Annotated in this window: 21 protein-coding genes; 16 read left to right on the top strand and 5 right to left on the bottom strand. The window is 71.1% G+C overall.

Features of this window, described 5'->3' with window-relative positions; all coding sequences use genetic code 11:
- The first annotated feature begins 70 nt into the window (after nucleotides 1-70).
- A complete protein-coding gene (locus HBH26_RS17595) occupies nucleotides 71-331 on the top strand; it encodes a hypothetical protein (RefSeq protein WP_168135953.1) in 261 nt (86 codons plus the stop codon).
- A 92-nt stretch (nucleotides 332-423) separates the two neighbouring features.
- Here the strand turns inward: HBH26_RS17595 and HBH26_RS17590 are convergent, their stop codons facing one another.
- On the bottom strand, nucleotides 424-1,431 hold the full coding sequence (locus tag HBH26_RS17590; protein ID WP_209308660.1) for an NAD(P)H-quinone oxidoreductase: 1,008 nt from the start codon (nucleotides 1,429-1,431) through the stop codon (nucleotides 424-426).
- An 87-nt stretch (nucleotides 1,432-1,518) separates the two neighbouring features.
- On the opposite strand from HBH26_RS17590, the gene HBH26_RS17585 reads away from it, so the two are divergent.
- From HBH26_RS17585 to HBH26_RS17535, 11 genes are all read left to right on the top strand, one after another.
- A complete protein-coding gene (locus HBH26_RS17585; protein ID WP_168135952.1) occupies nucleotides 1,519-1,716 on the top strand; it encodes a DUF1192 family protein in 198 nt (65 codons plus the stop codon).
- Between the two features lie 130 nt (nucleotides 1,717-1,846).
- A complete protein-coding gene (clpA, locus tag HBH26_RS17580) occupies nucleotides 1,847-4,174 on the top strand; it encodes an ATP-dependent Clp protease ATP-binding subunit ClpA (protein WP_168135951.1) in 2,328 nt (775 codons plus the stop codon).
- 116 nt (nucleotides 4,175-4,290) lie between these two features.
- Nucleotides 4,291-5,964, top strand: coding sequence for a GGDEF domain-containing protein (locus tag HBH26_RS17575; protein WP_168135950.1), 1,674 nt, complete (start codon nucleotides 4,291-4,293; stop codon nucleotides 5,962-5,964).
- 59 nt (nucleotides 5,965-6,023) lie between these two features.
- Complete coding sequence (locus HBH26_RS17570) at nucleotides 6,024-6,239, top strand: hypothetical protein (protein ID WP_168135949.1); 216 nt, start codon at nucleotides 6,024-6,026, stop codon at nucleotides 6,237-6,239.
- A 47-nt stretch (nucleotides 6,240-6,286) separates the two neighbouring features.
- Nucleotides 6,287-7,966, top strand: coding sequence for an AMP-binding protein (locus HBH26_RS17565; protein ID WP_239024907.1), 1,680 nt, complete (start codon nucleotides 6,287-6,289; stop codon nucleotides 7,964-7,966).
- A gap of 61 nt (nucleotides 7,967-8,027) precedes the next feature.
- A complete protein-coding gene (locus tag HBH26_RS17560) occupies nucleotides 8,028-8,279 on the top strand; it encodes an exodeoxyribonuclease VII small subunit (protein ID WP_168135948.1) in 252 nt (83 codons plus the stop codon).
- Nucleotides 8,276-9,169, top strand: a complete 894-nt coding sequence (locus HBH26_RS17555) for a polyprenyl synthetase family protein (protein WP_168135947.1) — start codon at nucleotides 8,276-8,278, stop codon at nucleotides 9,167-9,169. Before HBH26_RS17560 ends, HBH26_RS17555 begins: the two co-directional genes overlap by 4 nt.
- Nucleotides 9,170-9,676: a pantetheine-phosphate adenylyltransferase gene (coaD, locus tag HBH26_RS17550; RefSeq protein WP_168135946.1), complete on the top strand. Its 507-nt coding sequence runs from the start codon at nucleotides 9,170-9,172 to the stop codon at nucleotides 9,674-9,676.
- A gap of 82 nt (nucleotides 9,677-9,758) precedes the next feature.
- Nucleotides 9,759-10,523 carry a peptidylprolyl isomerase gene (locus HBH26_RS17545; protein ID WP_168135945.1) on the top strand — a complete coding sequence of 255 codons (765 nt, stop codon included), beginning with the start codon at nucleotides 9,759-9,761 and terminating at the stop codon, nucleotides 10,521-10,523.
- A gap of 6 nt (nucleotides 10,524-10,529) precedes the next feature.
- The gene (queA, locus tag HBH26_RS17540; RefSeq protein ID WP_168135944.1) at nucleotides 10,530-11,555 is read left to right on the top strand and encodes a tRNA preQ1(34) S-adenosylmethionine ribosyltransferase-isomerase QueA; all 1,026 of its coding nucleotides are present in this window, start codon (nucleotides 10,530-10,532) and stop codon (nucleotides 11,553-11,555) included.
- Nucleotides 11,556-11,731: 176 nt separating this feature from the next.
- The gene (locus tag HBH26_RS17535; protein WP_168135943.1) at nucleotides 11,732-11,998 is read left to right on the top strand and encodes a hypothetical protein; all 267 of its coding nucleotides are present in this window, start codon (nucleotides 11,732-11,734) and stop codon (nucleotides 11,996-11,998) included.
- A 13-nt stretch (nucleotides 11,999-12,011) separates the two neighbouring features.
- On the opposite strand, the gene HBH26_RS17530 is transcribed toward HBH26_RS17535, so the two are convergent.
- Nucleotides 12,012-12,509, bottom strand: coding sequence for a response regulator (locus HBH26_RS17530; protein WP_168135942.1), 498 nt, complete (start codon nucleotides 12,507-12,509; stop codon nucleotides 12,012-12,014).
- 138 nt (nucleotides 12,510-12,647) lie between these two features.
- On the opposite strand from HBH26_RS17530, the gene HBH26_RS17525 reads away from it, so the two are divergent.
- Both HBH26_RS17525 and HBH26_RS17520 read left to right on the top strand, forming a co-directional pair.
- The gene (locus HBH26_RS17525; RefSeq protein WP_168135941.1) at nucleotides 12,648-14,873 is read left to right on the top strand and encodes a CheR family methyltransferase; all 2,226 of its coding nucleotides are present in this window, start codon (nucleotides 12,648-12,650) and stop codon (nucleotides 14,871-14,873) included.
- A 16-nt stretch (nucleotides 14,874-14,889) separates the two neighbouring features.
- On the top strand, nucleotides 14,890-15,165 hold the full coding sequence (locus HBH26_RS17520; RefSeq protein ID WP_168135940.1) for a hypothetical protein: 276 nt from the start codon (nucleotides 14,890-14,892) through the stop codon (nucleotides 15,163-15,165).
- A gap of 2 nt (nucleotides 15,166-15,167) precedes the next feature.
- On the opposite strand, the gene HBH26_RS17515 is transcribed toward HBH26_RS17520, so the two are convergent.
- A complete protein-coding gene (locus HBH26_RS17515; RefSeq protein ID WP_168135939.1) occupies nucleotides 15,168-16,175 on the bottom strand; it encodes a chemotaxis protein CheB in 1,008 nt (335 codons plus the stop codon).
- Between the two features lie 106 nt (nucleotides 16,176-16,281).
- Here HBH26_RS17515 and HBH26_RS17510 point away from each other — a divergent pair, with 106 nt between their 5' ends.
- Together HBH26_RS17510 and HBH26_RS17505 are read left to right on the top strand one after the other, a co-directional pair.
- Nucleotides 16,282-17,691, top strand: a complete 1,410-nt coding sequence (locus tag HBH26_RS17510; RefSeq protein WP_168135938.1) for a sensor histidine kinase — start codon at nucleotides 16,282-16,284, stop codon at nucleotides 17,689-17,691.
- Nucleotides 17,684-18,055, top strand: a complete 372-nt coding sequence (locus HBH26_RS17505; protein ID WP_168135937.1) for a response regulator — start codon at nucleotides 17,684-17,686, stop codon at nucleotides 18,053-18,055. Before HBH26_RS17510 ends, HBH26_RS17505 begins: the two co-directional genes overlap by 8 nt.
- 6 nt (nucleotides 18,056-18,061) lie before the next feature.
- Here HBH26_RS17505 and HBH26_RS17500 read toward each other — a convergent pair whose 3' ends face one another.
- Together HBH26_RS17500 and HBH26_RS17495 are read right to left on the bottom strand one after the other, a co-directional pair.
- On the bottom strand, nucleotides 18,062-18,346 hold the full coding sequence (locus HBH26_RS17500; protein WP_168135936.1) for a PilZ domain-containing protein: 285 nt from the start codon (nucleotides 18,344-18,346) through the stop codon (nucleotides 18,062-18,064).
- A partial coding sequence (locus HBH26_RS17495; protein WP_420824997.1) for a hypothetical protein occupies nucleotides 18,343-19,249 on the bottom strand: 907 nt, incomplete at its 5' end. The genes HBH26_RS17500 and HBH26_RS17495, both read right to left, overlap by 4 nt.

Below are 19,249 nucleotides of genomic sequence, written 5' to 3'. Positions count from 1 at the left end.
CGCGCCACGCGCGCCCCGTTGACTCGGCCAGCCGGGCGGCGAAGGGAGCACGCGACAGGGAGACACCAACATGCGCATCATCTCGATCCTCGCCGGGTCGGCTCTTCTCGCCGTTTCCACCGCCGCCAGCGCCGCGCCCGCCGCACCCGCGCCGGCGAACGGGGCCGCGTCGCTGTCCGTCGCGCGCGCGGCGTCCAAGGCACCGAAGGCAAGCCGCATCGGCGCGGACGTCGGGTCGTCGACGCTCATCAACATCGGCATCCTGGCGGCGCTGACCGCAGGCGTGCTGGTGCTGACCTCGGACGACGACGACGACAGCGACAGCAACTGATCGCCACGCCGATGGCAGGGGGAACGGGTCGTGCCGGCGTCGGTGCGGCCCGTTCTCTCGTTTTCGGCCCGCGGGGTGCAGGCCGGCGGGCGTCAGTCGCGCGCCATCGTCAGCACGATCTTGCCGACATGGTCCCCCGCCTCCATGCGGGCGTGCGCCGCCGCGGCCTCGGCCAGCGGGTAGGTGCAGTCGATCACCGGCTTCACCCGCCCGGCCTCCACATGCGGCCACACCGTGCGTGCGATCTCGTCCGTCACCAGCGCCTTGAAGCCGGCCTCGCGCGCGCGCAGCGTCGATCCCGTCAGCGTCAGGCGGCGGCGCATGACGTCGAACAGCGGAATCGTCGCCGACGCGCCGCCCTGCACCGCGATGGAGACGTGGCGCCCGTCGTCGGCCAGGCATTGCAGGTTGCGCGGCACGTAGTCGCCGCCGACCATGTCCAGCACGACCGCACACCCGCGACCGCCGGTGATCTCCTTCACCCGCGCGACGAAATCCTCCGCGCGATAGTCGATCGCGTGGTGGGCGCCCAGCGCCAGCGCGGCGGCAACCTTCTCCGGCGAACCGGCGGTGACGATGATCCTCAGGCCGAAGGCGCGCGCCAGCGCGATCGCCATCGTGCCGATGCCGCTGGTGCCGCCATGGACCAGCACGGTATCGCCCTCGGTCGCGAAGCCGCGCTCGAACAGGTTGGTCCACACGGTGTAGAGCGTCTCCGGCAGCGCCGCCGCCTCCACCGCGGTGAGCGCGGCGGGCACGGGCAGGCACTGGTCCGCGGGTGCCACCGCATATTCGGCATAGCCGCCGCCCGCCACCAGCGCGCACACAAGCTGGCCCAGCAGCGCCGGCTCCGCGCCCTCGCCCAGCGCGACCACTTCGCCTGCGAACTCCAGCCCCAGCGTCGACGGCGCGCCCGGCGGGGGAGGATAGTGGCCGCGGCGCTGCAGCACGTCCGGTCGGTTGACGCCCGCCGCGGCGACGCGGACCAGCACCTCGCCCGGCGCCGGCCGCGGCACGGGGCGCTCCACCGGCACCAGCACCTCCGGCCCGCCCGGCGCCTCCGGATCGATCGCCCGCATCGTCTTCGGCACGTCGTTCATGCGTCTGCCCGTCCTCGACCGTGCCTCGTCGCACCGCCCGCGACGCGCTTATTGACTTCGCCCCGGCGCGGGTCAACGTTCGCGCTCGTGGACCTCGACGACATCCTCGGCCCGCGCCCGGGCGATCCGCTGGCCGCGCTGCTGGCGCAGGACCTGGATCGTCTGTCCGTCGCCGAGCTGGAGGCCAGGATCATCGCGCTGGAGGCGGAGGTCGCGCGCTGCCGCCGCCGGATCGACGGCGCGGCGCAGCATCGCGCCAGCGCCGACGCGCTGTTCAAGTCGTGAACGCAGGCGCACCGGCCCCGCGACCCGATCGCCGCCGGTGCGTTGGTGTCCCGCTTGATGCGGGGGCCCTGCCTTCCGACATAGGTGGAAAGGAGCCGCGCCTCCCCCGCGGTTCGATCGGAGTACCGTAATGCCCTCTTTCGCGAGCGCCCTCGAAACCACGCTCCACAAGGCGCTGGAAGCCGCTTCCTCGCGCCGCCACGAATATGCGACGCTCGAGCACCTGCTGCTCGCCCTGGTCGACGACGAACATGCCGGTCAGGTGATGAGCGCGTGCGGCGTGGAACTGGCGGAGCTGAAGACCACCGTCGCCCATTATCTCGACACCGAACTCGGCGCGCTGAAGGTGGAGGGGGCGACCGATCCCTCGCCGACCAGCGGGTTCCAGCGCGTCGTCCAGCGCGCGATCCTGCACGTCCAGTCGTCCGGTCGGGACGAGGTGACCGGCGCCAACGTTCTCGTCGCGCTGTTTTCCGAGCGGGAGAGCTACGCCGTCTACTTCCTCCAGCAGCAGGACATGAGCCGCCTCGACGCGGTCAGCTTCATCAGCCACGGCGTCGGCAAGGGCAGCGCCACGCCCGAGGCGACCAGCGCCAAGGGCGCGGGCGAGGAGGAGAAGAAGGAGAAGGCGGACGCCGGCGGCAAGAAGGGCGAGAGCGCGCTGAAGCAGTTCACCGTCGACCTGAACGAGAAGGCGAAGGTCGGCAAGGTCGACCCGCTGATCGGCCGCATGGCCGAGGTCGACCGGACGATCCAGATCCTGTGCCGCCGGTCGAAGAACAACCCGCTCTACGTGGGCGATCCCGGCGTCGGCAAGACCGCCATCGCCGAGGGGCTGGCGCGCAAGATCGTCGAGGGCGACGTGCCCGACGTGCTCAAGCCCGCGGTGATCTACTCGCTCGACATGGGCGCGCTGCTGGCCGGCACGCGCTATCGCGGCGATTTCGAGGAGCGGCTGAAGGCGGTCGTCAACGAGCTGGAGAAGCTGCCGCACGCGGTGCTCTTCATCGACGAGATCCACACCGTCATCGGCGCCGGCGCGACCAGCGGCGGGGCGATGGACGCGTCCAACCTGCTGAAGCCGGCGCTGTCGGGCGGCACGATCCGCTGCATCGGATCGACCACGTACAAGGAATTCCGCAACCACTTCGAGAAGGACCGCGCGCTGCTGCGCCGTTTCCAGAAGATCGACGTCAACGAGCCTTCGATCGAGGACACGATCAAGATCCTCGCCGGGCTGCGCTCCGCGTTCGAGACGCATCACAGCGTCAAGTACACGCCCGACGCGATCAAGAGCGCGGTGGAGCTGTCGGCGCGCTACATCAACGACCGCAAGCTGCCCGACAAGGCGATCGACGTGATCGACGAGGTGGGCGCGATGCAGATGCTGGTGGCGCCCGCCAAGCGGAAGAAGACGATCACCGCGCGCGAGATCGAGGCCGTGATCGCGACCATGGCGCGTATCCCGCCGAAGAGCGTCAGTACCGACGACAAGAAGGTGCTGGAGCATCTCGAGACCGACCTGAAGCGCGTCGTGTTCGGGCAGAACAAGGCGATCGAGAACCTGGCCAGCGCGATCAAACTGTCCCGCGCGGGGCTGCGCGATCCGGAGAAGCCGATCGGCAACTACCTGTTCACCGGCCCGACCGGCGTCGGCAAGACCGAGGTCGCCAAGCAGCTGTCGCAGATCATGGGCATCCCGCTCCAGCGTTTCGACATGAGCGAGTATATGGAGCGGCATTCGGTCAGCCGGCTGATCGGTGCACCCCCCGGGTACGTCGGCTTCGACCAGGGCGGCCTTCTGACCGACGCGGTGGACCAGAACCCGCACTGCGTGCTGCTGCTGGACGAGATCGAGAAGGCGCATCCCGATCTGTTCAACATCCTGTTGCAGGTGATGGACAACGGGCGCCTGACCGACCAGCACGGCAAGACCGTCGACTTCCGCAACGTCATCCTCATCATGACGACGAACGCGGGCGCCAGCGACATGGCGCGCGAGACGCTGGGCTTCGGCAACCTGACGCGCGAGGGCGAGGACGAGCAGGCGGTGCAGCGGATGTTCACGCCGGAGTTCCGCAACCGCCTGGATGCGATCGTGCCGTTCGGCTACCTGCCGCCGGAAGTGGTCGCCCGCGTGGTGGACAAGTTCGTCCTGCAGCTCGAGCTCCAGCTCGCCGACCGCGACGTCCACATCAAGCTGGACGACGAGGCAAAGGCGTGGCTGACCGAGAAGGGCTACGACAAGCTCTACGGCGCGCGTCCGATGGGCCGCCTGATCCAGGAGAAGATCAAGCAGCCGCTGGCCGAGGAGCTGCTGTTCGGCAAGCTGGTCCACGGCGGCGAGGTGACGGTGAAGCTGAAGGACAATGCCCTGTCCTTCGCGATGGAGGGCGCCGCGCCGAAGAAGCGGCCCGGCAAGAAGAAGGGCGGACGCGCCGCGCCGGTGAAGGCGTAGGCGACCCGGCGGGGCGGCCCGGCGCGGCCGCTCCGCCCCCCTTCGACCGCGCGCCGTATCCGTCGTCACCGCGCGGTTTACGCAAAATTGTCGATCCGCCCCCTAGGCCCCACGGCATGGGGCCGCGTCGATTCCTGAAGCTGCTTGTGGCCGTGTGGCTGGCACTGGCGGTCTCGCCGGCGACGGCGCAGAACGCCGAAGTGGGCGCGCGCGTCGCGGTCTGCGTCGCCCCGGCACGCGCCGGCGAGGGCGCGCGGGAGATGCTGGCGCTGCACCCCCGCTACGATTGCGCGACGCGGCAGCAGCGCTTCGGCGCGGGCGACTTCTTCGTCCTCGCCCCGCGTCTGCCGCAGGGTGCGGGCACCGAGCCGCGCCGCCTGCGCAGCGCCAGCCTGTGGCAGCGGCGCTCCACGCTGACGATCCTCTACGCCGACGGCGCGACCGTCAGCCGGGTGCGCGACGATCGCGCGGCCGCACGCTCGCTCCAGCTGGGGGCGATGTTCGAGGATCCGATCCCGGTGCGCGGCGTGCCCGCGCTCGCCGCGCTGTGGAAGGTGGAGGGCGCCACCAACATCCGCGGCATCGTCGCCGATCCGCGCGTCGCGACGCCGGAACAGGCGGTGCGATCGAACCTGCTGCTCGGCACGCTGTACGCCGCATTCGGCGGCCTCAGCCTCGCGCTGGTCGTCTACAACCTGTCGCTCTTCGTCGTCCTGCGGCACCGCTTCCAGCTCGCCTATTGCGCGATGCTGGTGGCGATGGCGGGCTATGCCGCCTCGTCCTCGGGCGCGGTGACGTGGTGGATCGACATCGCGAACACCGATCGCATCCGGCTCAACTACCTGCTGCTGGCGACCACCGGCATCCTGGCGGTCGCCTTCGCGCGCTGGTTCTTCGAGCCGCGCGTCTTCCGCGGCGCGACGGGACGTGTGGCGGTGGCGGTGTGCGCGCTGCTGGGCACCGCCGGCATCGCCTTCGCGCTGCTCGCACCGTGGCAGGCGCGGCTGCTCGACGCGCTGTACGGCGGCTCCTTCCTCGTGCTGATGGCGTTCACCGCCGCGGTGATGTGGCGGGCGTGGCGGCTGCGCAGCAACCATCTGTGGATCTTCACGCTCGCCTGGGCGGCGCCGATCGCCTTCGCCGCGGTGCGCGTCGCCTCCGTGTTCGGCTTCGTGCAGCTCAGCTTCCTGCTCGACAATTCGACTCTGGCGTCGATGACCGTGGAGGCGCTGATGTCCGCCATCGCGATCAGCTATCGCATCCGCCTGCTGATGCACGAGCGTGACGCGGCGATGGCGGGGGAGGCGGCGGCGCGGGCGCTGGCCGACACCGACCCGCTGACCGGGCTGCTCAACCGCCGCGCCTTCCTGCGCGAGGCGATCGGCGGGCGGGAGCGGCGCCGCCTCGTGCTGGCCGACATCGACCATTTCAAGCGCATCAACGACACGTTGGGGCACGATCGCGGCGACGAGGTGCTGCGCCGCTTCGCCCGCGCCTTGCGGGCGGCGGCGCCCGCCCCCGCGCTGGTGGCCCGCATCGGCGGTGAGGAGTTCGCCATCCTGGCGCCGGACGACGACCACGCGATGGCGCAAGAGGTGCTGGACGCGGTGCGCGCGACGCGAATGCCCTACGATCTCACCGTCACCGCCTCGCTCGGCAGCGAGGCGGCGGTGGTCGCCTCGGAAAGCGACTGGGCGCGGCTGTACCGCCGCGCCGACCAGGCGCTGCTCGAGGCCAAGCAGGCGGGCCGCGACCGCGTGCGCTGGGCCACGCCCGCGCTGGCCGCCTGACCCCGCGGGCCCTGTCGCGACGGCCGTTTATGGTCTATGGCGTCGGGCAGGAGGATCCGATGGACCAGCAGCCGAACTACCGTCGTCGCCGTGCCGCCGTCGCCGCCGCCGCGCTGGCGCTGCTGGTCGTCGCCAACCGGGACGAGCCGACCTTCGGCACGCTCTCCATCGCCTTCGATGGCGGCCATGCGCCGCGGATCGATGCCGCGCTGGCGCCGCCGCTGGACGCGTTGGCCGCCGCCGCGACCTTCGCCGCGGAGCGACTGGTCCGCTGATCGCCCGAGTTGTTGACGCGGGGCGCCCGTCGCTTACACGTGTGTCAATGACGGACCATCACGACTGGCGCGCCGGCTATCGCCACCCCCGGCCGTGGACGACGGCGGTGCCGCCGCTGTCGATGACGGCATTGTTCGACAACAGCGCCCGCCGTCACGCCGCACGGCCGCTGATCGACTTCATGGGCCGCCGCTACAGCTATGCGGAGGTGGCCGACGGCACCCGGCGGGTGGCGACGGGGCTCGCCCGGATGGGCTATGGCAAGGGCGATCGGATCGGCATGTTCCTACCCAACGTGCCGCATTACCTCGCCGCCTATTTCGGTGCGCTGCGGCTGGGCGCGACCGTGGTGAACTTCTCGCCGCTCTACTCGGTGGACGAGCTGGTCCACCAGGTGGAGGATTCGGGCACCCGGCTGCTGTTCACCCTGTCCGCTACCGCGCTACTGCCGACCGCGCTTGCGGTACTGGGGAAGAGCTCGCTGGAGCGGGTCGTGGTCGGCTCGGTGGCGGGCGCGCTGCCCGGCGGCAAGTCGCTGTTCTACCGCCTGTTCCGTGGCAAGGAGGTGTCGACACGGCCCGCCGACCCGCGCGTCACCGCCTTCTCCGCGCTGATCGACAATGACGGCGCGCATCCGGCGGCGGCGATTCAGCCCGTCCGCGACGCCGCGCTGATCCAGTACACCGGCGGCACCACCGGCACGCCCAAGGGCGCGGTGCTGACCCATGCCAACGTCGCGGCCAACGCGCGGCAGGTGGCCGGCCTCGATCCCCATTTCGACCTGCCGGACCGCATTCTCGGCGTGCTGCCGCTGTTCCACGTCTTCGCCAATACCTGCGTCATGAACCGCACGATCGTGACGGGGGGCGAGATCGTGCTGCTGCCGCGCTTCGACGCGGGGCAGGCGCTGGCCGCGATCGCGCGGACGAAGGCGACCGCGCTGCCCGGCGTGCCGACGATGTACCAGGCGCTGCTGGATCACCCGCGGCTGGCGCGCACGGACCTCTCCTCGCTGCGCACGTGCATCTCCGGCGGCGCCGCGCTGAACGCGGATCTGAAGGCGCGGTGGGAGGCGGCGACGGGATCGACGCTGGTCGAGGGGTACGGCCTGTCGGAGAGCGCGGGCGTGCTGACGGTGAATCCCTACGAGGGCGAGCAGAAGCCCGGCACGATCGGCCAGCCGATCCCCGGCACCTGGCTGCGCCTTGTCGACAAGGAGGATCCCCGCCGCCCGGCGCCCGCCGGTCAGCCGGGCGAGATCGTCGCCGCCGGGCCGCAGGTGATGGCGGGCTATTGGAACCGCGCGGAGGCGGACGACGCCGCCTTCGTCGACGGCTGGCTGCGCACCGGCGACGTCGGCACGATCGACGCCGACGGCTATGTCACGATCGTCGACCGGCTGAAGGACATGATCGCGGTCGGCGGGTTCAAGGTCTTCCCCAGCCGGATCGAGACGGTGCTGCACCAGCATCCCGCGGTGCGCGAGGCGCTCGTGATCGGCATTCCTGACGCCTATTCGGGCGAACGGGTGCGCGCCTATGTCACGCTGGAGGCGGATGCCCCGGCGACGGACGGCGTGGTCCTTCGCGACTGGCTCAACCCGCAAGTAGGCAAGCACGAGCGCGCCGACGCGGTGGTGGTGCGCGACGCGCTGCCCAAGACGATGATCGGCAAGCTGAGCCGCAAGGACCTGATCGCCGAGGTGCGTGCGGCGGAGGGATGGTAGGAACGGGCGGGCAAGGCGCTCTTCTTGACCGTGATATGGCGCGTGCCCCATAGCCGCGCGCATGGATCAGCCGCCCCCCGCCGCCGTCGATAGCCTGTCGTTCGAAGCGGCATTGAAGGAGCTGGAACAGATCGTCGGCCGGCTGGAATCGGGTGACACCCCGCTGGACGACGCCATCGCCCTCTACGAACGCGGCAGCGCGCTGCGGGCGCATTGCGCGGCCCGGCTGGACGCAGCGCAGGCGCGGATCGAATCGATCCGGCTGGGCGCCGATGGTGCGCCCGCCGGCACGACGCCGTTCGCTGCCGGATGAACGATCCCCTGCTTCGCAATGCGCTGGCGGAGGTGCAGACCGATGTCGACTCCCGCTTCGACTCGCTGCTGCCGGTGCCCGACGACGCGCGGGCGCGGCTGTACCAGGCGATGCGACACGCCGCGATCGGCGGCGGCAAGCGGCTGCGCCCGCTGCTGGTCCATGCCACCGCGCGCCTGTTCGACGTCTCGCGCGAGGCCGCCGGACGCGTGGCGGTGGCGCTGGAGGCGATCCACGTCTACTCGCTGATCCACGACGACCTGCCCGCGATGGACGACGACGACCTGCGCCACGGCAAGGCGACCGTCCACAAGGCCTATGACGAGGCAACCGCGGTGCTGGCGGGCGACTGCCTCCACGCGCTCGCCTTCGAGGTGCTGGCGGACCCGGCGACGCACCCCGACCCGTTCGTGCGTGCCGAGCTGGTGGCCGATCTCGCCCGCGCGTCCGGTCCCGCCGGCATGGCCGGGGGGCAGGCGATGGACCTGGCCGCGGACGGAGGCAGCTTCGACCTCGGCACCGTCACCCGGTTGCAGCAGATGAAGACCGGCGCGCTGATCGCCGCGGCGGTGGAGGCGGGTGCGATCCTGGGCCGCGTGGCCGAGGACGGCCGCCGCTCGCTGCGCGGCTACGCGCACGACCTCGGCCTCGCCTTCCAGATCGTCGACGACCTGATGGACGTGGAAGGCGATGAGGAGCTGGCCGGCAAGAAGCTGCGCAAGGACGGCGAGCAGGGGAAGGAGACCTTCGTCTCCCTCCTCGGCATCGAGCGCGCGCGCGCGCAGTCGCGCCTGCTGGTCGATCAGGCAATCGACCATTTGCGCCACTACGGCCGCGAGGCCGACCTGCTTCGCGCCATCGCCCGCTACGTGATCGAGAGGGACCGCTGAATGAAGGCTCGCATCGGCGTCTATCCCGGCACGTTCGACCCGCTGACGCTCGGCCACATGGACATCATCCGCCGCGGCGCGAAGCTGGTCGATACGCTGGTGGTCGGCGTGACGACGAACCCCAGCAAGTCGCCGATGTTCACCGTGGAGGAGCGGATCGCCACCGTCGAGCGCGAGGTCGCGGCGCTGGACGGCGACATCCGCGTCGTCACCTTCGATTCGCTGCTGATGGACTTCGCCGAGCGCGAGGGCGCGAGCGTGATCGTGCGCGGCCTGCGCGCGGTCGCCGATTTCGAGTACGAGTACCAGATGGCGGGCATGAACCAGCAGCTGAACGCGCGGATCGAGACCGTCTTCCTGATGGCCGACGTCAGCCTTCAGCCGATCGCGTCCAAGCTGGTGAAGGAGATCGCGATCTACGGCGGCGAGATCGCCAAGTTCGTGACCCCCGCCGTGCGCGAGGAGGTGGTCGCGCGCATCGACCGGATCGGGCGGCGCGGCAGCTGACGCGATCCATTCACGTTGGCGCAAGCGGCGATCTGTTCTAGACCGCGCGCCAGATCCCTGCACCTTCCCATCGAAAGTCGCCATGCGTCCGTTCGCCATCCTCGCCGCGTCGCTCGCCTTCACGTTGACCCCACCCGCCGCGGCGCAGACGCCGCCCGCCGCGCCCGGGCCGGTGACGACGACGCAGGCTCCGGCGGAACCCGCCGCCACGCCGCCAACGGCCACCCCGACCCCTGCGGCGGCGCCCGTTCCCACGCCGGCGATCAACGATCCCGCCAACACCTGGCTGCTGGATCTGTCGACCGGCGGGCGCGTGCGCATCTGGTTGCGGCCGGACGTCGCGCCGCTGGCGGTGGAGCGGATCAAGACGCTGACGCGCCAGCGCTTCTACGACGGCCTGACCTTCCACCGCGTGATCGAGGGGTTCATGGCCCAGGGCGGCGATCCCAAGGGCGACGGCACCGGCGGATCGACGCTGCCCGACCTGAAGGCGGAGTTCAACGCGCTGCCCCACGTGCGCGGCGCGGTGGCAGCGGCGCGCGCGCAGGACGAGAACAGCGCCAACAGCCAGTTCTACATCGTCCTCCAGCCGCGGCTGCAGCTCGATCGCAAGTACACCATCTTCGGCCGCGTCATCGAGGGCATGGCCTATGTCGACGCGATCGAGAAGGGCGAGCCGCCCGCCGATCCGACGCGCATCGTCCACGCCTATATCGCCAGCGACAACCCGCCGCCCTTCGTCGCCGCGCCCGCCGCCGCGCCGCCCGCGGCGACGCTGCCGACGCTTCCCGGCACCGCGGCGAAGGCGCCCGCGCCGGCGCGCAAGGCTCCCGCGCGCCGCCGCTGAGGCGACATGCAGGTCGACCTGTTCGATTTCGCGCTGCCGCCGGAGCGGATCGCGCTGCGCCCGGCCGTGCCGCGCGACGCGGCGCGGCTGCTGCATGTCGACCGAAGCGGGATGGCGGACCGCGTCGTCGCCGAGCTGCCCTCGCTGCTGCGCGTCGGGGACATGCTGGTGTTCAACGACACCCGCGTCATCCCCGCGCAGCTCGACGGGCGCCGCGGCGAGGCGCGGGTGGGCGTGACGCTGCACAAGCGCGAGGGTCCGCGCCGCTGGCAGGCGTTCGTGCGCAATGCCCGCCGCCTGCGTGACGGCGACGTCGTCGCGTTCGACGCCGACGTGTCGGCACGCGTGGCGACGCGCCACACCGACGGCAGCCTGTCGCTCGACTTCCTGGGCGAGGAGCCGGTGGAGCTGCTGCTGGAGCGGGCCGGGCGGATGCCGCTGCCCCCCTATATCGCGGGAAAGCGCACGCCCGACGCGCGCGACGCCGACGATTACCAAACGATGTTCGCCGCGCAGCCAGGCGCCGTCGCCGCGCCGACGGCGGCGCTGCACTTCACGCCCGCGCTGATGGCCGCGCTGGACGCCGCGGGCATCGCCCATCGCACGCTGACGCTGCACGTCGGCGCGGGCACGTTCCTGCCGGTGAAGGCGGAGGACACGGACGACCACGCCATGCACGCCGAATGGGGCCGCCTCGACCCCGCCACCGCCGCCGAACTGAACGCGGTGCGCGCGGGCGGCGGGCGCGTGATTGCGGTCGGCACCACCAGCCTGCGCCTGATCGAGAGCGCCGCGGACGAGGACGGCACCATCCGCCCGTTCGAGGGCGACACCGCGATCTTCATCACCCCGGGCTACCGCTTCCGCGGGATCGACGGCCTGCTAACGAACTTCCACCTGCCGCGATCGACGCTGTTCATGCTGGTGTCGGCACTGATGGGGCTGGATGTGATGAAGGCGGCCTACGCCCATGCCATCGAGAATGGCTACCGTTTCTACTCCTACGGCGATGCGTCTCTGCTTCTGCCCTGAAGGCGCGTGCTGTTCGAGGCCGACGACCTTCACGACGTGAGGGTGCGGGCGGGCGCTTCGGCTCTGGTCCTGGGCACGCCCGGCGAACCGCGGATCATCGGCGCCACCCTGCGGCCACCGGCGACAGGAGCGGTCGACAGGCTGACTTCGATCAATAATCGGGCTACAAGAAGCAGATGCCGCCCGCACTGCTTCTTGAATCGGTCTGGATGGTGGCGCGCAGCCGGGCGTTGGCGGCCGCGTCGCGCGACGCCATCGGGCGGTCGCGCGAGCGGATCGAGCGGACCGCGCAGATCATCATGAGGACGCACAGCCTGCCGGACTTCGAACTCTCCGTGCGAGAGATGGACCCCCTGCGACAGGCCGCTCTGATCGAGGCGTCGGTGAGGAGGGCGCAGCAGCGCGAGATCGATCGCGAGATGCGCGGCCCCCCTGCCAAGTGACGCGGGCGGCCGGTCAGCCCCTTGCGGCCCGGTGCAACTCCGTCCAGGCGCGCTGCTCCGTCAGCAGGTCGCGGTTGTGGCGCATATGGTCCCACGCGCGTCGGATCGTCGGCGTGGTGACGGTGCGCGGCAGCGGGGCGGGGCGCACCCCGCTCATGGCACGGCGCAGCGCGGCCGACAGCGCGGCGCCGGTGAACGGCTTCTCCAGCAGCGGCACCCCCTGCCACTCGCGCGGCAGCGCGGCGCGGCCGTAACCGGTGAGGAACAGGAACGGGAGACGGCGCGCCAGCAGGATCGCGGCGACGGAATAGACCGGCTCGCCGCGCAGGTCGACGTCGAGCACCGCGCCGCGGATCGGCAGCCGCTGCGCCGCCGCCTCCGCCTCCGCGATCGTTCCGGCGACGGCCGCGACGGCATATCCCGCCTGCTGAAGGTCGCGCCGTATCTTGGCCGCGATGATCGCGCGGTCCTCCGCGATCAGGATGGCGGGAAGGTCGGCCGCATCGCTCACTCGCGCCAACCTACGCCGTCGCTTCCTTGCCGCCAAGCCGCTACAGGAGAAGGGACACGACGCTCTGGCGAGCGGCGGTTCCGGCCGATAGACGCACCCGGCCGGCACCCTCTTCCGCAGCGCTTATCGGAAAGTGGCATGGCCGAGAAATCCGTACCCGAACCGCAGTTCGAAGACCTGCTGCGCTACATCCAGGAGAGCCGCGGGCTCGATTTCCGCGGCTACAAGCGCACCAGCCTGCGCCGCCGCATCGCGATCCGCATGGAGGCGGTCGGCGTGGAGGACTTCGCCGCCTATCAGGCGCACCTCGAGGTGCATCCCGGCGAGTTCGAGGACCTGCTCAACACCGTCCTCATCAACGTCACCTCCTTCTTCCGCGATCCCGATGCGTGGGAGGTGCTGAAGACCGACGTCGTGCCGGAAATCGTCGCGACCGCGGGGGACCAGCGCGCGATCCGCGTCTGGAGCGTCGGCTGCGCCAGCGGGGAGGAGCCTTATTCGATCGCGATGCTGTTCGCCGAGGCGCTGGGCCTGCAGACGTTCTGCGAGCGGGTGAAGATCTACGCCACCGACCTGGACGAGGAGGCGCTGAAGACCGCGCGCGCCGCCACCTACACCGCGCGCGACGTGGAAGGGGTGCCGCCCGACCTGCTCGACCGGTATTTCGAGCGGACGAACCATCACTACGTCTTCAACCGCGAGGTGCGCCGCTGCGTCATTTTCGGCCAGCACAACGTGGTGCGCGATGCACCGATCAGCCGGATCGACCTGCTCGTGTGTCGCAACCTGCTGATCTACCTGGAATCGGAGACGCAGGACGTGGTGCTGCCGCGGCTCCACTACGCGCTCGCGCCCGACGGCTTCCTGTTCCTCGGCAAGGCGGAGACGCAGCTCGCCCGTTCCGCGCTGTTCCGCCCGGTGGAGATGCGGCACCGGATCTTCGCCAAGGTGCCGCAGGAATGGCGGCGCACCGCGGGCAACACGCTGCCCGTGGCGCGCGCCGATCGCGGCGACGCACCGCCGCAGATGTTGCTGGCCGAAACCGTGCTGAACGAGGCGGGGACCGCCTATCTCGTGATCGACGAGGCGGGGAAGGTCGCGCTGGCGAACGCGGCCGCGCGCCAGCTGGTGAGCGTGGGCGAGGCGGACATCGGCCGCCCGTTTCAGGACCTGCCCATCTCCTACCGCCCGCTGGAACTGCGCGCGCCGATCGAGCAGGCGATGCGCGAGCGGCGCGTGATCCGGCTGGAGCACCAGGAATACCACCAGTCGCCGGCGGAGACGATCCGGCTGACGATTGAGCTTCGCCCGCTGTTCCACCCGCAGGACGGCAGCGTCTACGCCTCGCTGCTGTCCTTCACCAACACCACCCAGATCCACGCCATGCAGCGCGAGCTGGAGGCGGCGCAGGAGAGCCTGGAGCAGTCGATCGAGGAACTGCAATCCGCCAACGAGGAACTGGAGACGACCAACGAGGAGCTCCAGTCGACGAACGAGGAGCTGGAGACCACCAACGAGGAGCTCCAGTCGACGAACGAGGAACTCGAGACGATCAACGAGGAGGCGCGCTCCTCCAACGAGGAGATGGAATCGACCAACGAGGAGCTGCGGCTCCAGGCGGAGCAGGCGGTCAGCTACAAGACCTATCTCGAGTCCGTGCTGCGCTCGATGAACGTCGGCGTGGTGGTGATCGACGCCGCGCATGTCGTGCGCAGCTGGAACCGGTGGAGCGAGAACGCCTGGGGCCTGCGCGCGGAAGAGGTGGTGGGCACCGCATTCGACGCGCTCGACATCGGTTTTCCCGTCCACCTGCTGCGCGGCGACCTGCTGACGGTGCAGTCGGGTCGCGAAGCGGCGGAACAGGTGCTGGAGGGCGTGGACCGGCGCGGCCGGCCGATCCTGTGCCGCGTGCGGGTCGCCCCGCTCTCCGCCGAGGACGCCGGCATGGTGATCGCGTTCGAGGACATCACCGAGGAGCGGCGGCGCGAGGATTACACCCGCTATCTCGGCCGCATCATGGGTCAGGCGCTGAACGAGATCTACTTCCTCGATCCCGACACGCTCCACTTCACCCTGTCCAATCGCGGCGCCGAGAAGAAGCTGGGATGCACCGCCACGCAGCTGACGCAGATGACGCTGGCCGACGTGATGCCGTCGGTCGGCATGGACGAGTTGAAGCGCCTGTTCGAGCCGCTGATCGCGGGCGAGAAGCCGGAGATCGTCGTCGAGACCGTCATCCGCGCGGTGGACGGCCGTGAATATCCCGCCGAGATCTGCGTGCAATATTACGGCGAGGAGGTGCCCCGCATCCTGGTCGCGGTGGTCCACGACACCAGCGACCGCCAGCAGCTGCCCGCCGCGTGACGCCGCGGGGCTAGGCGTGGGCAGCGGCCCTTCCGGCATCGCGGCCAGGCTGGCGGCGGCAACCGCGGCGATGGCGCGCTCGCACGGCCGGATCGAGGCCAGCCTGCGTCGGCTGGCGCGATCGAGGGCGCGCTTCGACCGTGCAGCCGACGATCTGTCCGACGAGGCGATGGCCGCGGCGCTGCGACGCTCGCAGGCGCGGTTCGAACAGGGCGAGATCGAGCGCGAGGTGCGGCTGACGTGCCTCCAGCCCGGGTTCGACGACGCCGCGGGGCGCGACGGCGGCGAGTGAACCTACGCTTCGCCGTCTGCCCGCGGCTTGCGCAACACGCTGGTCGCCTGTTCCAGCGCGGCCAGCATCTGCGCCGATTCCTCGCGCGCCAGCCGCCAGCGCCGGCTGGCGTGTGACAGGCCGCGCGCCTCTGCGCTGTCATGCATCTGCTCGAACAGGCGCAGCCGGTCGCGGTGCGTGCGCACCGCGATGCTCAGCGCGCGCTCCAGCTCCTCGCTCTGCGCATCCGCCAGGCCCAGCGGCGTGAAGGCGTGGCCGACCTGGCAGCGGAAGCGCACCTCGTGTTCCGCCTCGATCTGGTTCAGCACGCCGCCACAGTCCGGACACGACAGGTGGCTCGGCGTGCCCGGCGTCTCGATTTCCGTTTCCGTCACGGCGAACTCCTGTGCGGCGATGCGGTCCTCGGTGCGATAGTCGGAGGGCAGCGGGATGGTGGGGCCCGCCTCGCTCGCGGCGAGTTCGGCGAGGAGGGCGGGAAGCGCGGCCAGCGGGGCGACGCGATCGACATGATCGCGCATCACCGCGTTGCGCGGCATCGACGGCCATTCCGCGTCGTCGGGATCCTGCACCACTGACGTGCCGCCGGCGGCCTTGATCGCGATCAGCCCCTCGGTCCCGTCGTCCAGCAGCCCCGTCAGCACGACGCCGATCACGCGCGCGCCGTACGCGACCGCCGCCGACCGGAACAGCGCGTTCACCGCCGGGCGGGTGCGGTTCTCGTACGGGCCGCGGCGGATCAACAACCGCCCCTCGCGCAGCAGCAGGTGGTGGTCGGGCGGCGCGACGTAGATGTGGCCGCGCTCGAACCGCTGCCCGTCCACCGGCGACGAGGCGGGCAACGGTCCGGCCCGCGCCAGCAGCTGCGGCAGCACGCTGCGCGAGGTGGGCGAGATGTGCTGCGCGATGAAGACGCTGGCCGGCAGGTCCGCCGGCAGCCCGGCGCACAGACGCGTCAGTGCGTCGATCCCCCCGGCGGAAGAGCCGATCGCGATGATGTCCTTCGTCGGCATGGCCGCCTCCCGTCCCCGCTCCAACGCGGCTTGGACTTATGAAGTGCCGCGCGTTGGGCTAAAGTGTTGTTTCCGCGTTGTCTGAGGGGGGGCTCGAGGTAATCCTATGCGCGAGCATCAGTCGGGGCGCAGGAACGACGAGGTCGCTCGTCTCGCCGACGAGATCGAGCAGCTGCGCACCGCACTGGAGGCAGCGCAGGACGAGGTCTCGCGGCTTGCCGAGGATCGCGCGCGGTTGCTGCGGCAGCTGACGGTGCAGGCGCGCGACCTTCAGGCGGTGACCACCCTCTACGATCAGGCGAAGCAGGGCGCGGGCGGCTTGCCGGACGCGGACCGGATGGCGGCGGCGAGTGAGCAGGAGGAACTTCGCGTCGCGCTGGAGGAGATGCAGGTCCTCACCGAGGAGCTGGAGGTCGCCAACACCAGCCTGCACGAGAGCAATCGCGTGCTGGACGAGCGCGTGAACGAACGCACGCGCGAGCTGGGGGAGAAGAACGCGGCGCTGGCCAGTAGCGAATTGCGTTTCCGATCGCTGGTCGAAGGGATGCCGCAGCTGGCCTTCCGCGCGAGCGAAACCGGCGTCTGGACGTGGGCAAGCCCGCAATGGCAGGCCTATACCGGACAGGACGACGCGGACAGCCGTGGCTGGGGCTGGCTCGACGCCCTCGATCCCGAAGATCGCGATCGTGCCAGCGCCGCCTGGACCGAGGCGGCGGCAACGGGGCGGTTCCAGCTGGAATACCGGATCTGCGGCCAGGCCGACGGCACCTGCCGCTGGTTCCAGACCCGTGCCGCGCCCGTCCGCGACGCGGACGGCACGATCGTCGAGTGGCTGGGCACCTCCACCGACATCCACGACCTGCGCGAGTTGCAGGAGAGCCAGCGCGTGCTGGTGGCGGAATTGCAGCATCGCACCCGCAACCTGATGGGCGTGGTGCGTTCGGTCGCGGACAAGACCGCGCGCAGCAGCGGCGACCTGGACGATTTCCGCCACCGCTTCCGCGACCGGCTGGAGGCGCTGTCGCGCGTGCAGGGGCTGCTGTCCCGCCTGACCGAGCACGACCGCGTCACCTTCGACGATCTGATCGAGACCGAACTGTCCGCGCTGCGCGGCGATCGCGACCGGGTGGTGCTGGACGGGCCGGCGGGCGTGCGCCTGCGCTCGTCGACCGTGCAGACGCTGGCCATGGCAATCCACGAACTGGCCACCAACGCGGTCAAGTACGGCGCGCTCGGCCAGCCCAGGTCCAGCCTGACCGTCGGCTGGACGCACGAGCCCGTCGGCGAGGGCGGGCTGCCGTGGCTGCACATCGACTGGCGCGAGCGCGGCGTCGTCATGCCCGCGTCGGGCGCCGAGCCGCTGGGCACCGGGCAGGGACGCGAGCTGATCGAGAAGGCGCTGCCCTATCAGCTGAGCGCCAGGACCACCTACGTGCTCGGGCCGGACGGCGTGCATTGCACCATCTCCGTCCCGGTCTCGGCCAGCACCGGCGGGGGAGCGGGCGGCCATGGCTGACGCCGGATTGGAGGGGTGCCGGATCCTGGTGGTCGAGGACGAATATTTCCTGGCGGACGAGATCGCGACCGATCTGCGCGAGGCGGGCGCGGTGGTCGTCGGCCCGGTGGCGGACCTCGACGGGGCGCTGGCACTGATCCGCGGCGGATCGTCGCTCGACGGCGCGATCCTCGACGTGAACCTGCGCGGCGAGATGGCTTTCGCCGCCGCCGACCTGCTGATCGAGCGAGCGGTGCCGTTCGTCTTCACCACCGGCTACGAGAATACGGCCGTGCCCGTCCGGTTCGACGGAACCGCGCGCTGCCAGAAGCCGATCGACCTGCGCCGGGTCGCGCGGGCGATCGGACGGGTGCTCCGCCACTGACGAAGGCTACAGCGCGGCCAGCAGCTCCTGTTCCTCGAGCGGAAGGTGGAAGCGGACGCCCATCCGCGTCCCCTCGCGCCAGCGCACCGCGGCGTCGCGCGCGAAGCCGCTCGCCGCCAGCGTCACCGTCGCGCGCGGCGCAGCGCCGTCGCGGCAGTCGATCAGCGCTCCCGCCCGCGACAGGTTCAGGATGTGGCAGCGCGCCGTCGCCGGCGCCACGCCGACCTGCGCCACGCGAAAGACCTTCAGGCGCTGCGTCTCGCGAAGGTCGGCTTCGCGGCCCGCGCTCAACCCTTCTTCCCCTTCAGCAGCTCCTCCAGCTTCTTCGCGGCTTCCTCGGCCTGCTTCCCGGTGTCCTTGACCACCTGGTCCGCGGCCTTGGTCGCATCCTTCAGCAGTTGGTCGGCGGTCTTCTGCGCGTCCTTGGCCGCCTTCTCCTGCGCCTTGGCGGCATCCTCGGCGGCCTTGGCGGCGGCCATCTCCGCCTCCCGCGCGGCCTTCTCCGCGTCTTTGGCGGCCTTGTCCTGCGCGGCTTTCTCCGCCTCCCGCGCGGCCTTCTCGGCGTCCTTGGCGGCCTTCTCCGCCGCCTTGTCCTGCGCGGCCTTCTCCGCTTCCTTCGCGGCCTTGTCCGCATTGGCGCGGGCGGCGTCCTCGGCCGCCTTGTTCGCCTTATCCGCGGCCATCGCGGCGTCGCGCGCGGCCTTCTCCGCCTCCTTCGCGGCATCGCCGTTGGCCTTGACGGCGGCGTCATGCGCGGCGGCGAGCGCCGCCTTCGCGGCGTCGGCGATCTGCTGCGCCAGCGCCTTCATCGTTTCGCGCGACGCCTTCTCGCGCGTGGCGGCATCCGCGGCGGCGGCGGCCTGCGCGGCCTGCTCGGCGGCCCTGGCGGCGTCGCGTGCGGCACGGTCGGCGGCAGCCTGCGCCGCGGGATCGTTGCCGCGTGCCGCGTCCTCGGCGGCCCGGGCCGCCGCTTCGGCCGCCTGACGTGCCGCATCGCCCGCCGCCACCTTCTGCGCTTCGAAGCGGAGTCGCTCGGTCTCCGCCGCGGCGTCGGCGGCCGCGGCGCGCTCGGCCTCCGCGGCGCGCGCCGTGGCATCGGCGGCGGCGACGGCGGCCTGCGCGGCCTCGGCGGCGGCGTGGTTGGCGGCATTGGCGGCGGCGGCGCGCGCGGCCTCCGCCGTGGCGGCGGCTTCC

This window comes from Sphingomonas corticis, from assembly GCF_012035195.1.
Classification (GTDB): Bacteria; Pseudomonadota; Alphaproteobacteria; order Sphingomonadales; family Sphingomonadaceae; genus Sphingomonas; species Sphingomonas corticis.
This window is presented reverse-complemented; position numbering and strand designations above follow the sequence as displayed.

What these genes read in the sequence shown, in the direction of transcription:
- coaD (WP_168135946.1), top strand. Translation starts at nt 9,170, where the DNA reads ATGAAGGCTCGCATCGGCGTCTATCCCGGCACGTTCGACCCGCTGACG.
- HBH26_RS17510 (WP_168135938.1), top strand. Translation starts at nt 16,282, where the DNA reads ATGCGCGAGCATCAGTCGGGGCGCAGGAACGACGAGGTCGCTCGTCTC.
- queA (WP_168135944.1), top strand. Translation starts at nt 10,530, where the DNA reads ATGCAGGTCGACCTGTTCGATTTCGCGCTGCCGCCGGAGCGGATCGCG.
- HBH26_RS17560 (WP_168135948.1), top strand. Translation starts at nt 8,028, where the DNA reads ATGGATCAGCCGCCCCCCGCCGCCGTCGATAGCCTGTCGTTCGAAGCG.
- HBH26_RS17555 (WP_168135947.1), top strand. Translation starts at nt 8,276, where the DNA reads ATGAACGATCCCCTGCTTCGCAATGCGCTGGCGGAGGTGCAGACCGAT.
- HBH26_RS17595 (WP_168135953.1), top strand. Translation starts at nt 71, where the DNA reads ATGCGCATCATCTCGATCCTCGCCGGGTCGGCTCTTCTCGCCGTTTCC.
- HBH26_RS17575 (WP_168135950.1), top strand. Translation starts at nt 4,291, where the DNA reads ATGGGGCCGCGTCGATTCCTGAAGCTGCTTGTGGCCGTGTGGCTGGCA.
- HBH26_RS17525 (WP_168135941.1), top strand. Translation starts at nt 12,648, where the DNA reads ATGGCCGAGAAATCCGTACCCGAACCGCAGTTCGAAGACCTGCTGCGC.
- HBH26_RS17515 (WP_168135939.1), bottom strand. Translation starts at nt 16,175, where the DNA reads ATGCCGACGAAGGACATCATCGCGATCGGCTCTTCCGCCGGGGGGATC.
- clpA (WP_168135951.1), top strand. Translation starts at nt 1,847, where the DNA reads ATGCCCTCTTTCGCGAGCGCCCTCGAAACCACGCTCCACAAGGCGCTG.
- HBH26_RS17545 (WP_168135945.1), top strand. Translation starts at nt 9,759, where the DNA reads ATGCGTCCGTTCGCCATCCTCGCCGCGTCGCTCGCCTTCACGTTGACC.
- HBH26_RS17570 (WP_168135949.1), top strand. Translation starts at nt 6,024, where the DNA reads ATGGACCAGCAGCCGAACTACCGTCGTCGCCGTGCCGCCGTCGCCGCC.
- HBH26_RS17535 (WP_168135943.1), top strand. Translation starts at nt 11,732, where the DNA reads ATGCCGCCCGCACTGCTTCTTGAATCGGTCTGGATGGTGGCGCGCAGC.
- HBH26_RS17505 (WP_168135937.1), top strand. Translation starts at nt 17,684, where the DNA reads ATGGCTGACGCCGGATTGGAGGGGTGCCGGATCCTGGTGGTCGAGGAC.
- HBH26_RS17565 (WP_239024907.1), top strand. Translation starts at nt 6,287, where the DNA reads ATGACGGACCATCACGACTGGCGCGCCGGCTATCGCCACCCCCGGCCG.
- HBH26_RS17590 (WP_209308660.1), bottom strand. Translation starts at nt 1,431, where the DNA reads ATGAACGACGTGCCGAAGACGATGCGGGCGATCGATCCGGAGGCGCCG.